This is a genomic window from Frigoribacterium sp. AC394, assembly GCF_979258095.1.
On sequence record NZ_OZ409834.1, the window covers coordinates 2,327,333 to 2,340,782 of the forward strand.

Below are 13,450 nucleotides of genomic sequence, written 5' to 3' on the forward strand. Positions count from 1 at the left end.
CCATGCGTGTCCTGATCGATCTCGACGGCGACCGACGGAGCATCGACGTCGATCGCTGGCACGGCGCGGCGACCCTGGGCGAGCTCGTCACCACCGCCGGGGGAGCTCTCCACGACGGCGACGCCGACCTCTTCGTCGACGAGGCCGCCGTGCCGCTCGACACCCCGCTCGACGAGCTCGTGCTGCTCGAGGGTTCGCGCATCGCCCGCACCCCCGGCACTCGCCGACGCCAGGTCGCCGGCTGGAGCGTCACCCTCGCCGGCGGTCTCGCCGCCGGGCAGGTCGTCGAGGTGCCCCGGAGCCGGCCGCTCGTCGTCGGCCGCGCCCCGCAGGCCGACCTCGTGCTGCCGACCGCCAGCGCCTCATGGGAGCACTGCACCATCGAGAACGAGCCCGACGGCGAAGGGGTCCGCATCCGCGACGCCGGCTCGACCAACGGCACCCTGATCGGCGGCGAACGGGTCGACGCCGAGGGCCTCGTCATCACCGAGGCGACGACCGCCATCGTGGGCGGCGCCGTCCTGCTCGTCCGCCCCGCTCTGGCCGAGGTCACCGTGCCTGCGCCCGGGTCGCTGCACAACCTGACCCCCGCCTCCACGGCTCCCTTCAACCGCCCGCCCCGCCCGGGCCGCACCGACGACGGCGAACCGGTGCAGCCGCCCGACCGCAAAGAGGTGCCGCCCGCCTCGAAGTTCAGCTACATCACCGTGCTCGCGCCGCTGTTGCTGGCCGGTGCGATGGTCGCGCTGCTCGGCGACGCCCGCTTCGCCCTCTTCGCGCTGCTCAGCCCGGTGACCGCGATCGGCATGTGGCTCGAGCAGAAGCACCGCCGCACGAAGAACCTCCGCGAAGAAGAGGAGCGTTTCGAGAAGGCGATCGGCGAGTTCTCCGCCGAGATCGCCGAGGCGGCGGCCGAGGAGGCGCGGCGCCGCTTCGATCTCGTCCCCGACCCGGCGACGGTGCTGCGTCGCCCCGAGCTGCCGACCACGCTCCTCTGGCAGCGTCGGGTCGGCGCCGACGACTTCCTCGCGCTGCACGCCGGCATCGGCGACGTGCCCTGGCGGCCCGCCCTCGACGACCGCGGCAGCACCCGCCGCGACGACCGCGTCAAGGAGGCCCTCGCCGCGGGGCGACTCGCCTCGGCACCCGTCGTCGTCGACCTGACCGACGCCGGTGTCGTCGGCATCGTGGGCGATCGTGCCGGGGCCCTCGCCCTCGCCCGCAGCCTGCTCGCCCAGGCCGCCGTGCACTGCGGCCCCGCCGACCTCACGATCGGCACCTTCTGCGACCCCGGTCGCGACGGCGACTGGGAGTGGGCCTCGTGGCTGCCGCACACCCGTCAGGTCGGCAGCAGCACAGGCGACCGCTGGATGTCGGCCCGCCGAGAGGCGAGCGTGTCGATGCTGCGCGGCCTCCGCGAGACGGTCGACGAGATGCCGACCCCGGCCCTGCTCGTCGTGCTCGACTCCGAGGTGCTGACCGAGGGGCGTGACGCTCCGGCCCGCGCGATCCTCGGTCACGGCCGCTCGACGCCCGGTTCGTCGCTGCGTCCGAACGAACGCAGCGTGCGCGTGAGCGGCATCGTCATCGCCACCAGCGAAGAGCAGCTGCCCGCGTCGTGCACCACCGTCGTCGTGGTCGGCGAAGACGCCGCCGCGACCGTGCACCGCCCCGAAGACCGCACCCGCGTCGACGACGTCGTGCTCGCGGGGGTCGATGTGCCCACCGCCGAGGAGTGCGCCCGTCATCTCGCCCACTTCGACGACCCCGAGCTGATCGTGCCGGGCGCGTCGCTGCCCTCGCTCGTGCGCCTGCCCGAGCTGCTCGGCGTCCCGCGGGTCGACGCCGAGTCCGTGCAGTCGATGTGGCGCGCCCGCACCGGCGTCTCGACCCCGATCGGGTCGTCCGAATCGGGGGTGCTCACCCTCGACCTCGTCGCCGACGGCCCGCACGGACTGGTCGGCGGCACCACCGGTTCGGGCAAGAGCGAGTTCCTCCGCTCGCTCGTCGCCGGGCTCGCCGCGCGCAACGACCCGACGCGGCTGAACTTCATCCTGATCGACTTCAAGGGCGGCGCGGCCTTCGCGGCCTGCGAGCGGCTGCCCCACACGATCGGCACGATCAGCAACCTCGACGAGCAGCTCGCCGACCGCGCCCTCCGATCCCTCGAGGCCGAGATGCAGCGCCGTCAGCGCGTCTTCGCCGAGGCGGGCGACGACATCGACAACCTCGAGGCGTATCTGGCGACGTCTCCTGCGGAGCCGATGCCGCGCCTCCTCCTGGTCGTCGACGAGTTCGCGATGCTCGCGAAGGACTTCCCCGACGTGCTCAGCTCGCTCGTCAGCGTCGCCGCCGTCGGCCGCACGCTGGGCGTGCACATGATCCTCGCCACGCAGCGCCCGGCCGGCGTGGTGAACGACGACATCCTCGCGAACACGAACCTCCGCGTCGCGTTGCGGGTGCAGAGCCGCGAGGACTCCAGCAACGTGATCGGCGTGCCGGCGGCCGCGGGCATCTCGCGCGCGCAGACGGGCCGCGCGTACGTGAAGCTCGGACAGGACGACATCACCCCCGTGCAGACCGCGCTCGTCACGGGGCGCGCCCTCGAGGCGGCGGCCGAGGCCGTCAGCGTGCGCGAGATCGGCCAGTTCGGCGTGCCCGCACCGCGCCCGGCGCCCCCGCGCGCCTCTGCGAAGGACAGCACCGACCTCGACGAGCTGATCGACGCGATCGTCGCGGCCGACTCCGAGGCCGGTTTCGCGCCTCCTCGGCAGGTCTGGCCGGAGGCGCTCGGCGAGTCGATCGCGCTGGCCGGGTTCCCGACGGCGGAGTTCGCGACGGCGGAGGGTGACGGCGACGCGTCGGGCGACGGGTCGGGCGACGGCCGTGGGTCGGGCCCTGACCGCGTGCGCGGCGGCGGGCCGCAGGTCGGCGGGGTGGTCGGCGACCGGGTCGTCGTGGCCCTGGCCGACGAGCCCGATCTGCAGCGGCAGAGCCCCGCCGGGTGGGACATGGCGCAGGGCAACCTGCTCGTCATGGGGATCCCGGGCAGCGGCACGAGCACGACGCTCGCGTCCCTCGCGCTCGCCCTGGCGCGAGAGACCGACCCCGCCGACCTCGACCTGTACGTGCTCGACCTCGGCTCGCGCGATCTCGCGCCCCTGGCCGATCTGCCGCACACCGTCGCCTACGTCGGACCGGGTGCCGGGGCGAAGGAGCAGCAGGCGCGGTTCCTCCGGCATCTGCGCACCGAGCTCGAAGCCCGCCGCGCCGACCCGAGCGGCCGTCGTCGCGCCGTCGTGCTGCTCGACGGGCTGGCCGCGCTCCGCGACGAGCTGCAGGACTACGAGGGGCAGCAGCTGCTCGACCTGCTCTACCGCGTCTACGCCGACGGGCCCGCGCTCGGGCTCTCGTTCGCCGTGTCGACCACCCGCGCGAAAGCGGTGCCGTCGGCGATGGACGAGGTGACGACGCAGAAGTGGCTGTTCCGCCTCGCCGACCCCTACGACTACGCGTCGCTCGGGGTGAAGGGCAAGAGCATCCCCGCGCCGGTGCCCGGTCGTCTCGTCGACGTGACGAACCGGCTGCAGATGCACGTCGCGACCCCTCCGGGTAGCCTCGCCGAGGCCGTTGCGCACGTCGCCTCCGTCTGGAGCGACGCCGCCCCCAAGTCCAACGCCATCGGACAGCTGCCCGACGACGTGCGCGTCGACGAGCTCGGGCTCGCCCCGACCTTCGACGACGAGCCGTGGCGTCTGCCGATCGGCATCGGCGAAGACGACCTGACCCCCGCCGTGCTCGAGGTCTATGAGGGCGAGCACGTGCTCGTGGCGGGGCCCGCGCGGTCGGGCAAGTCGACGCTGCTGCTGGCGATCGCCGAGTCGATCCGGTCGGTGTCGGGTTCGGCGCGGCCCGTCGTCTGGGGCATCGGCGACCGCCGCTCGCCGCTCGTCCACGCTCCGCTCGACCGGGTCGCCGTCGGCGCCGACGAGGTGCCCGCGCTGCTGGCTGCGCTCCGCCTCGAACGCGGACCGGTCGTGCTGCTGATCGACGACGCCGAGCGCTTCGACGACACCGACCAGTCGATCGCGACCCTGCTCGCATCGAACCGGCCGGGCCTCTGCGTCATCGCGGCGGGTCGATCGGCCGACCTGCGCACGCTCTACGGGCACTGGACGAAGACCGTCCGCAAGTCGCGCTGCGGCGTGCTGCTGCAGCCCGACGTCGACTACGACGGCGAGCTGCTCGGCGTACCGCTGCCGCGACGGGCGCCGGTCGCACTGACCCAGGGGCGCGGCTACGCCGGTGCAGGAGGCGCGGTGCGGCTCGTGCAGGCGATGAGCCCGAGCGTCGCGGAGCCGGCCCGCACGGCCTGACCCGCGCCTCCTCGGCGTCGTGCCCGCGGTCGCCGCCGCGCCGTGCCCGCGGTCGCCGCCGCGCCGGGCCCGCGGTCGCCGCGGTGCCGGGCCGGGGTGCGCTCGGGTGCGCCGGGGTGCGCTCGGGTGCGCCGGGGTGCGCTCGGGTGCACCCGCACTCGTGCCCGCACGCGGCCGGAAGAAGGGTGGTCATTAAGCGCCCTTCCGAGTGCCGTGGAGGGTGTTTTCTGACCACTCGAGTGCGGTGGCGACGCCGGGGTGGGGCGCTCGCGGGTGGAAGCGGGGTCGAGTGGTCAGAAACTGCCCTTCCGAGGGCGGTGAAGGGCGTTTTCCGACCACTCGAGTGGGGTGGCGACGCCGGGGTGGCGCGGGCGCGGGTGGGCGCGGGGTCGAGTGGTCAGAAACTGTCCTTCCGAGTGCCGTGAAGGGCGTTTTCTGACCACTCGATTGCGGTGGCGACGCCGGGGTGACGTGGGCGCGGGCGGCGGCGGCGGTGAGTGGTCAGAAAGTGTCCTTCCGTGGGCGGTGAAGGGCGTTTTCTGACCACTCGAGTGGGGCGACCCGCGCACGCACGTCGGCCGGCCGGCCGGGCGGACGGCTAGTCGCGCGTCGTGATGCTGAAGGGCGAGCTCTCGAGGTTCGTGAAGTTGCCGACCGTGGCGCGCAGCACGCACGCGGGCGCGATCGACAGCGCCGTGACCACCAACCCGTCGGACGACACCGCCAGCGCCCCGCCGCAGCCGTCGGCGAATCGCACGCCGGCCTCGCCGCCCGCCACGTCGACGAGCATCTGCGACGGCGACCCGGTGCTCGGGCTCGAGTAGAGCGGGTTCAGCTCGTCGGGCCCGCCGGCCCAGACGGGCACGAGTGTGACGGTCAGCGGCGTCTGGCTGACCGTGCGCGACGGTGTCACGACCTGGACCCCGAGGAGGCGCTGCGCCGGATACGCGGACCCGGTCACCGTCTCGTCACCGGTCGCCTCGGTGGTCGCTGCCGCTGCCGCATCGAGCCAGGCGTCGAGCGCCGTGGCGTCGGCGAACTCGGCAGGGAGTGTCGCCTCGACCTCGACCTGACCGCCCGCGGGCACCTCGACCCCCGTGAGGGCCCAGCCGCAGTCGACCGTGACCCCGGTGACGGAGGGTTGGTTGCGGGTGCCGGTCGCGCCGGTCCAGGTGACGGGCGGGCAGCCGTCGCCCTCGGCGGGCGCGGGCAGCACCTCGAGCAGCGGGCCGGTCAGCGGGGCGCTCTGCGCGGCGTAGGCGATCGTCACCGACACGGTGCCCGCGTCGGGGTCGTAGCTCGCGTCGCGGACGATCGACAGCCCCGTCGGCAGTGCCGTGTCGCGCTGGCTGGCCGTGGCCGCATCGGGCGAGGTGGGGGTCTCGTCGGCGGGGGAGTCGCCCGGCAGCAGCACGACGAGCCCGATCACCAGCGCGGCGATCAGCACGACGCCCAGCGCGGCGAACGCCGCGACCTTGTTCGTGAGCCAGACGGGTCGCCACCCGGGGGCGTCGGCCTCAGCCGCCGCGGCCGCACGGGTCGGCGGTGCCACGCGACGGGGCATCGGTCGCACGATCGTGGCCGAGCCGCCGGTGCCGAGGTCGGGTCGGGGCTCGGCGAGGGCTGCGGCAGCCGCGTCGGAGCCGGCCGCGTCGAGGTCGCCGGCCGCCCCGGGGGACCGGCTCGCGCCTCCTGGGATGGTGTCGGGCGAGGCGGATCCGGCCGCCGCACCGCGGACGATCGTCGCCGGCCGCTCGACGTCGTCGAAGCCCTCGGGTGCGACCACCGGTGCGAGGGCCGGCAGCTCGGCGTGGGCCGCTGCGAGCCGGCGCATCGAGCTCGCCGCGTCGGCGGCCGACGGGCGTGCCGCGGGATCCTTCGACAGCACCGACTCGAGCGCGGCCCACAGATCGGCCGGCACGTCGAGGGGAGGGGGAGTCGAGGTGACGTGACGGTAGGCGACCGTGAAATCGGTGCCGGGCCCGGCGAAGGGCGTTCGACCCGAGAGGAGCTCGTAGAGCATCACACCGGTGGCGTAGACGTCGCCGGGCCCACCCGAGCGACCCTGACTGATCAGCTCGGGCGACATGTACTGCGGCGTGCCGAGCAGCCCGGTGGTCTGCCTCAGCTTCTCGTCGACCACCGAGGCGATGCCGAAGTCGCTCACCCGCACGGCACCGGTCAGACCGGGGCGCCACGGCTCGGAGAGCAGCACGTTGTCGGGCTTCACATCGCGGTGCGTGACCTGGCGTGCGTGCGCGGCCGCCAGGGCGTCGAAGACCTCGGCGACGAGATTCAGGGCGTCTCGAGCGGGCAGGGGCCCGGTCGCGGCGAGCAGGTCGCGCACCGAACCGCCGGGCACGAGGTCCATCACGATCGCGAGACGGTCGCCCTCGACCACCAGGTCTCGCACCCGAACGATGCTCGGGTGACGCAGCGAAAGCAGCACAGAGCGCTCGCGCACGAACCGCTCGACCAGGCCGGCGTCGTCGGCGTGCTCGGGTTTCAGCAGCTTCGCGGCGGCCTCGCCGGAGTCGGCGGGTGCAGCGTCGGCAGGCGAGCCATCGGCGGCGCCTTCGCCGCCGCCGTCACGCGTCACCTCGGCTCGCGCCACGGAGACGCGCCAGACCTCGCCGACGGCGCCGGTGCCGATCAGCTCGACGAGTCGATAGGACGCACCGAGAGCCTCCCCTGACCGCGACTGCGCCACTGCTTCCCCCTCGTGTACCCCCGTGCGGACGATCCGGGCCCGCGCCCGACCGTTCCACCCCTCATCGTACTGACCGCACCGGCACCGGGATGCGCGCGGCGCGGACCGCTGTGGAGACGACGCGACGCGGGCCGTTCAGACGTGCTGGACCTCTGTCGGTGGTCGATGCCATGCTCGATCCATGGCTACCCTCACTCGTCCCCGCCGCGGCAAGGTCATCGCCGGCGTCTGCGCCGCCCTCGCCAACCGCTTCAACCTCAGCCCGTTCTTCGTACGACTGCTCTTCGTGCTGTCGATCGTGCTGCCCGGGCCCCAGGTCCTGCTGTACGTCGTGCTCTGGGTGCTGTTCCCGAAAGAGAAGTAGGCGCGACCTGCCGCGTGGCGCCAGCCAGGCCGACCCCGCTCAGCGACGCGTCAGCGTCTGCAGCAGAGACTCCTGCAGGTAGCCGAGCCAGTCGAAGACGGCGTGCATCGCGCGGAGGTGCGGCTCGGCCTCGTCGGGCATCCCCTCGTCGGTGACGCCGAGGCGCGTTCCGAGGGTCAGCCGCAGATCGGTCAGGCTCCGCAGCCACGCCTGCTGGGCGGCGGTGTCGAGCCGGCGCTCGTCGGGGCGAGGTCCGCGCTGTCTCGACCCGCGCCTCCTCGGCTCCGTGTCGGCGGTCGGCGGGCCGGTGTCGTCGCCCGACGGCTCGGGCGGCCGGTCGGCGAGGGTCGCGAGCACGACGCGGGCGTTCGCGATCTTGCGGTTCGTCAGGTCGTCGGCGGTGAACCGTCTGAACTCCGAGGCGGCCTCGGCGTCGTCGGGGTAGGCGGACGGCAGGAGGCGCGCGACGGCCGCATCGTCGGCGTCACCGTGCTCGAGCAGCTGCACCACCTGCCGGGTCAGGTCGATCAGCAGTGCGCGCTCGTGTTCGGGCAGCTCGAGCAGCACGTCGTCGCCGCCGCGCTCGCGACGGAACGGCAGCTTCACTCGTCGGCCTTCGACACGGTCGCCCACAGGCCGAAGTCGTGCAGGGCCTCGACGTGGCGCTCCATCTGCTCACGGGGCCCCGTCGCGACCGTCGCCTTGCCGCTCGTGTGCACCTGCATCATCAGGCGTTCGCAGCGTGCCTTCGGGTAGCCGAAGTAGGTCTGGAAGACATAGGTCACGTACGACATCAGATTGACCGGGTCGTCCCACACGAGGGTGACCCACGGGGTGTCGGGGGCCCCGAGGAGGCGCAGGTCGGCCTCGGCCCGGGTGCCGGTGCGTTCTTCGTCGAGGGTCGTGCTCACCTCACCAGGGTGTCACGCCCGGCCGTCGTCGGGTCGCCCGGCGCCCGGGGCCTACCCGGTGCCGGGCGGTCGCGTTATGCTGGGGCGGTCGCGACTGGCGTTCAGATGGTCGACCATCGGGGAGCGACTGACACACGGTTGGTGGCCGTACGCCTGGGCCACGACACCAGATCCCGTCCGTCCCGTGTGCCGAGGAGCAGTCCCATGACCGTCAACCAGAAACTCCCGTCGACCTTCAACGAGCCGCTCTCGGTCGTCGACCCCGAGATCGCCGCCGTGCTCGAGCAGGAGCTGGGTCGTCAGCGCGACTACCTCGAGATGATCGCGTCCGAGAACTTCGTGCCCCGCGCCGTGCTCGAGTCGCAGGGCTCCGTGCTGACCAACAAGTACGCCGAGGGCTACCCGGGTCGCCGCTACTACGGCGGCTGCGAGTTCGTCGACGTCGCCGAGAACCTCGCCATCGAGCGGGCCAAGTCGCTGTTCGGCGCCGACTTCGCCAACGTGCAGCCCCACTCGGGTGCGCAGGCCAACGCCGCGGTGCTCGCCGCGCTGGCCGACATCGGCGACACCATCCTCGGTCTCGAGCTGTCGCACGGCGGTCACCTGACCCACGGCATGAAGCTGAACTTCTCGGGCAAGATGTACAAGGCCGTCGCCTACGAGGTCGACCCCGAGACCTACCTGATCGACATGGACGTCGTCCGTCGTCAGGCCATCGAGCACAAGCCGAAGGTCATCATCGCCGGCTGGTCGGCGTACCCGCGTCAGCTCGACTTCGAAGCGTTCCGCGCCATCGCCGACGAGGTCGGCGCGTACCTCTGGGTCGACATGGCCCACTTCGCGGGTCTCGTCGCGGCGGGCCTGCACCCGTCGCCCGTGCCGCACGCCCACGTCGTCTCGTCGACCGTGCACAAGACCCTCGCCGGCCCGCGCTCGGGTGTGATCCTCTCGAACCACGAGCCGCTGTTCAAGAAGCTGAACTCGGCCGTGTTCCCCGGCCAGCAGGGCGGCCCGCTGATGCACGTCATCGCGGCGAAGGCCACGGCGTTCAAGCTCGCCGCCGAGCCCGAGTTCAAAGACCGCCAGGAGCGCACGATCCGCGGCGCTCAGCTGCTCGCCGCCCGCCTGATGAAGGACGACGCGCAGGCGGCCGGCGTCGACGTGCTCACCGGCGGCACCGACGTGCACCTCGTGCTCGTCGACCTGCGGGCCTCCGAGGTCGACGGCAAGCAGGCCGAGAACCTCCTCCACGAGGTGGGCATCACCGTCAACCGCAACTCCGTGCCGTGGGATCCTCGTCCGCCGATGACGACGTCGGGTGTGCGCATCGGCACGTCGGCCCTCGCGACGCGCGGCTTCGACGACGCCGAGTTCACCGAGGTCGCCGACATCATCGCCCTCGCCCTGATGCCGGAACCCGACATCGCGGCCCTCGCGGCACGGGTCAAGGCGCTGACCGACGCGTTCCCCCTCTACGCGTGACGGCGGGCGCGACCGGGTCGACCCGCGCCTCCTCGGGAGACGCCGTCGATCCGGTGCTCGACGTGCCGACGGCCGGTGCGCAGACGGCTGATGTGCCGACCGCCGGTGCGGCGGCCGACGTGCCGACCGCTGATGTGCCGACGGCCGACGTGCCGGCCGCCGGTGCGCCGGTCGTGCCGCGCGAGCGGTTCGTCGCCGGTGACGAGTCGACCGCGATCCGTATCGACGGGACGGCGCTCGCCGCGGCCGTGAAAGACGACCTGCGGGTGCGGGTCGAGGCGCTGAAGGCGCGGGGGATCGCCCCGGGGCTCGGGACGATCCTGGTCGGCGCGAACCCCGGGTCGCTCTCGTACGTCGCGGGCAAGCACCGCGACTGCGCCGAGGTCGGCATCGAGTCGATCCGCATCGACCTGCCCGAGACCGCGAGCGAGGCCGAGATCCGCACCGCCATCGAGACCATGAACGCCGACCCCGCGGTCACGGCCTTCATCATCCAGCTGCCGCTGCCCGCCGGCATCGAGCCGACGGCCATGCTCGAGCTGATGGACCCGGCGAAGGACGCCGACGGCCTGCACCCCGTCAACCTCGGCGAGCTCGTGCTCGCGGTGCCCGGCGGCAAGGGGTCGATCGACACGCCGCTGCCCTGCACGCCGCGCGGCATCGTCGAGATGCTGACGGCGTACGACATCCCGATCGCGGGGCGGCACGTCACGATCATCGGCCAGGGGCTGACGGTGGGGCGCCCGCTCGGGCTGCTGCTGACGAGGCTCGAGGCGACCGCGACGCTGACCCACTCGCGCACGGCCGACGTCGCCGCCGAGGTGCGTCGCGCCGACATCGTCGTCGCGGCCGCCGGTGTCGCGGGGCTCGTGAAGCCCGACTGGGTCGCTCCCGGGGCCGCCGTGATCGACGTGGGCATCACCCGCGTGCTGAACGACGAGACGGGCAGGTACCGGCTGCGTGGCGACGTCGACCCGGCGGTCGCGTCGGTCGCCGGGTTCCAGTCGCCCGTGCCGGGCGGGGTGGGGCCGATGACGCGCGCCATGCTGCTGAAGAACGTGGTCGAGGCCGCCGAGCGCTGATCCGCTGGGGCGCGCGTCGACCCCGGACCACGACGCCACCGACTCGACACGACGCCACGACATCCGGTGGCGTCGTGTCGACTTGGTGGCGGCGTGATCCTGCACGACGCCAGAAGGTGGACACGACGCCGGGTTTAAACCCGGCGTCGTGTCCACCTTCTGACGCCCTGGCGCGCTAGGCGTCGCGGCGCGCGCCCTCGTCGGCGTTCACCGTGAAGACGGTCGGCGCCGCGAAGCCCGCCTCGGCGAAGGCCGCGACGACGGCCTGCTCGACCGCGGCGCGTGCCTCCGTCGGCACGAGCGCGATCGCCGAGCCGCCGAAGCCGCCGCCCGTCATGCGGGCGCCGAGAGCACCCGACGCCTGAGCGGTGGCGACCGCGAGGTCGAGCTCGGGCACCGAGATCTCGAAGTCGTCGCGCATCGAGACGTGCGAGGCGTCGAGCAGGTGCCCGATCGCGCGGGCGCCGTCGGTGCGCAGCGTGCGGACGGTGTCGAGCACGCGCTGGTTCTCGGTCACCACGTGGCGCACGCGACGGAACGTCTCGTCGTCGAGCACCTGCTCGGCACGAGCGAGGTCGTCGGCGTCGAGATCACGCAGCGACGAGACGCCGAGGGCTGCGGCCCCTCTCTCGCAGGAGGCGCGGCGATCGACGTACCCGCCGGTCGCGTGCGCGTGCTCCACCTTGGTGTCGACCACGAGCACTTCGAGGCCGGCGGCGGCGAAGCCCAGCTCGACGACGTCGGCGTCGAGGCTGCGGCAGTCGAGGAACACGCCCGAATCGGCCCGCCCGAGCAGCGACGCGGACTGGTCCATGATGCCGGTCGGTGCGCCGACGGCCTCGTTCTCGGCGAGCTGCCCCACGGCGGCGAGCGTCGAGCGGTTGACGTCGATCGACCAGAGCTCGGCGAAGGCGAGCGCCACCGAGCATTCGAGGGCGGCCGACGACGACAGGCCGGCGCCGACGGGCACGTCGGACTCGACGAAGAGGTCGAGACCGGTGGCGGTCGACAGGTCGACGCCCGAGAGGTCTCCGCCGGCGGCGCTGAACGCGGGGGACTCGGCACGGGTCGGGGCGACCTGCAGCGCCCAGGCGATGCCGAAGACGTAGCTCGACCAGCCCGACATCGACGCCGGGTCGAGGGCGTCGAGCGAGATCTCGTGCACGCCGGCCTCGAACGACGACGAGACGCGGAGCAGGCGATCGGTGCGGACGCCGACGGTCACGGTGGTGCGTCGGTCGATGGCGAACGGCAGCACGAAGCCGTCGTTGTAGTCGGTGTGCTCGCCGATGAGGTTCACGCGGCCGGGGGCCGACCAGCGGCCGACGACCTCGGTGTCGAACACGTCGGAGAACCCTCGGGGTGTGGTGGTGTCGGTCATGCTCGTTCGATCGCCTCTCTGATCAGGTCGGCCTGGGCCTCGGGGACGAGGTCGCCGATCCAGGCTCCCATCGCCGCCTCCGAGCCGGCCAGGAACTTCAGCCGCTTCTCGGCCCGTCGCGGCGACGTGATCTGCAGGTTGAGCCGCACGGTGTCGCGGCCCACGTTGACAGGAGCCTGGTGCCAGGCCGAGATGTACGGGGTGGGGTCGCCGTACAGCGCGTCGACCCCCCGCAGGAGGCGCCGGTACATGATCGCGAGCTCGTCGCGTTCGTCGCCGGTCAGCCCCGCGAAGTCGGGCACGTGACGGTGCGGCAGCAGGTGGATCTCGATCGGCCAGCGGGCCGCGAAGGGCACGAACGCTGTGAAGTGCTCGCCGGCGAGCACGACGCGCGGGCCCTCGCGCTCGGAGTCGAGCAGATCGGCGAAGAGCGTCGGGCCGTACGACTCGATGCTGCGCAGCAGACCCAGCGTGCGGGGCGTGATGTACGGGTAGGCGTAGATCTGACCGTGCGGGTGGTGCAGCGTGACGCCGATCGCCTGGCCGCGGTTCTCGAACGGGAAGACCTGCTCGATGCCGGGGAGCGCCGACAGCGCCTCGGTGCGGTGCGCCCACGCCTCGACGACGGTGCGGGCACGGGACTCGCTGAGCTCGGCGAACGAGCCCTCGTGCTCGGGGCTGAAGCAGACGACCTCGCAGCGGCCGACGCTGCGGCGCGTGCGCCCCATGCCGAGGCGGGCGAGGTCGTCGACGCCCTCGGGCGCCTGGTCGTCGGTGAGCAGGGGCCCGAACGAGGGCGAGCGATTCTCGAAGACCGCGACGTCGTAGATGTCGGGGATCTCCGACGGATTGGTGGGCGACGCCGGGGCGAGCGGGTCGAGCTCGGCAGGCGGCAGGAACACGCGGTTCTGCCGTGACGCGGCGATCGACACCCAGTCGCCCGTCAGGACGTCCTGTCGCATCGTCGCGGTGTCGGGGCGGGGGTCGAGCACGCGGGCGTCGGCCTTGCGGTCGGGGCCGAGCGTGGTGTCGGCGTCGTCGAAGTAGATGAGTTCACGCCCGTCGGCGAGCACCGTGGTGCGGGTGGCGATCGACGCCATGGGGGAGCCTCCTCGGTCGTGCCTCGCACCGCGGGATTTGCAGT

At 73.0% G+C, this 13,450-nt stretch carries 9 protein-coding genes and 1 riboswitch; of the genes, 4 read left to right on the plus strand and 5 right to left on the minus strand.

Features of this window, described 5'->3' with window-relative positions; genetic code table 11:
* Positions 1–2 precede the first annotated feature (2 nt).
* On the plus strand, positions 3–4,376 hold the full coding sequence (locus tag ACZZY9_RS10815; RefSeq protein WP_463464065.1) for an FtsK/SpoIIIE domain-containing protein: 4,374 nt from the start codon (positions 3–5) through the stop codon (positions 4,374–4,376).
* 598 nt (positions 4,377–4,974) lie between these two features.
* Here the strand turns inward: ACZZY9_RS10815 and ACZZY9_RS10820 are convergent.
* Positions 4,975–7,086 (minus strand): serine/threonine-protein kinase, encoded by a 2,112-nt coding sequence (locus ACZZY9_RS10820; protein ID WP_463464066.1) that lies wholly within the window; start codon positions 7,084–7,086, stop codon positions 4,975–4,977.
* A 181-nt stretch (positions 7,087–7,267) separates the two neighbouring features.
* Between ACZZY9_RS10820 and ACZZY9_RS10825 the strand changes: the two genes are divergently transcribed.
* Positions 7,268–7,450 (plus strand): PspC domain-containing protein, encoded by a 183-nt coding sequence (locus tag ACZZY9_RS10825; RefSeq protein WP_192061304.1) that lies wholly within the window; start codon positions 7,268–7,270, stop codon positions 7,448–7,450.
* A gap of 39 nt (positions 7,451–7,489) precedes the next feature.
* Here the strand turns inward: ACZZY9_RS10825 and ACZZY9_RS10830 are convergent, their stop codons facing one another.
* Positions 7,490–8,056, minus strand: a complete 567-nt coding sequence (locus tag ACZZY9_RS10830) for a DUF2017 family protein (RefSeq protein ID WP_463464067.1) — start codon at positions 8,054–8,056, stop codon at positions 7,490–7,492.
* Positions 8,053–8,361 carry an ATP-dependent Clp protease adapter ClpS gene (gene clpS, locus ACZZY9_RS10835; RefSeq protein WP_374231425.1) on the minus strand — a complete coding sequence of 103 codons (309 nt, stop codon included), beginning with the start codon at positions 8,359–8,361 and terminating at the stop codon, positions 8,053–8,055. The genes ACZZY9_RS10830 and clpS overlap by 4 nt, the downstream gene beginning before the upstream one ends.
* A gap of 80 nt (positions 8,362–8,441) precedes the next feature.
* A riboswitch (ZMP/ZTP riboswitch) is annotated at positions 8,442–8,527 on the plus strand.
* Positions 8,528–8,565: 38 nt separating this feature from the next.
* On the opposite strand from clpS, the gene glyA reads away from it, so the two are divergent.
* Positions 8,566–9,843: a serine hydroxymethyltransferase gene (gene glyA, locus ACZZY9_RS10840; RefSeq protein WP_192061306.1), complete on the plus strand. Its 1,278-nt coding sequence runs from the start codon at positions 8,566–8,568 to the stop codon at positions 9,841–9,843.
* Positions 9,844–10,016: 173 nt separating this feature from the next.
* Entirely contained in the window at positions 10,017–10,925 is a 909-nt protein-coding gene (locus ACZZY9_RS10845; RefSeq protein ID WP_463464666.1) for a bifunctional methylenetetrahydrofolate dehydrogenase/methenyltetrahydrofolate cyclohydrolase, read from the plus strand.
* A gap of 175 nt (positions 10,926–11,100) precedes the next feature.
* On the opposite strand, the gene galK is transcribed toward ACZZY9_RS10845, so the two are convergent.
* On the minus strand, positions 11,101–12,306 hold the full coding sequence (gene galK / locus ACZZY9_RS10850) for a galactokinase (protein ID WP_320479325.1): 1,206 nt from the start codon (positions 12,304–12,306) through the stop codon (positions 11,101–11,103).
* Complete coding sequence (gene galT, locus ACZZY9_RS10855) at positions 12,303–13,406, minus strand: galactose-1-phosphate uridylyltransferase (protein ID WP_463464068.1); 1,104 nt, start codon at positions 13,404–13,406, stop codon at positions 12,303–12,305. The genes galK and galT overlap by 4 nt, the downstream gene beginning before the upstream one ends.
* Between the last annotated feature and the right edge of the window lie 44 nt (positions 13,407–13,450).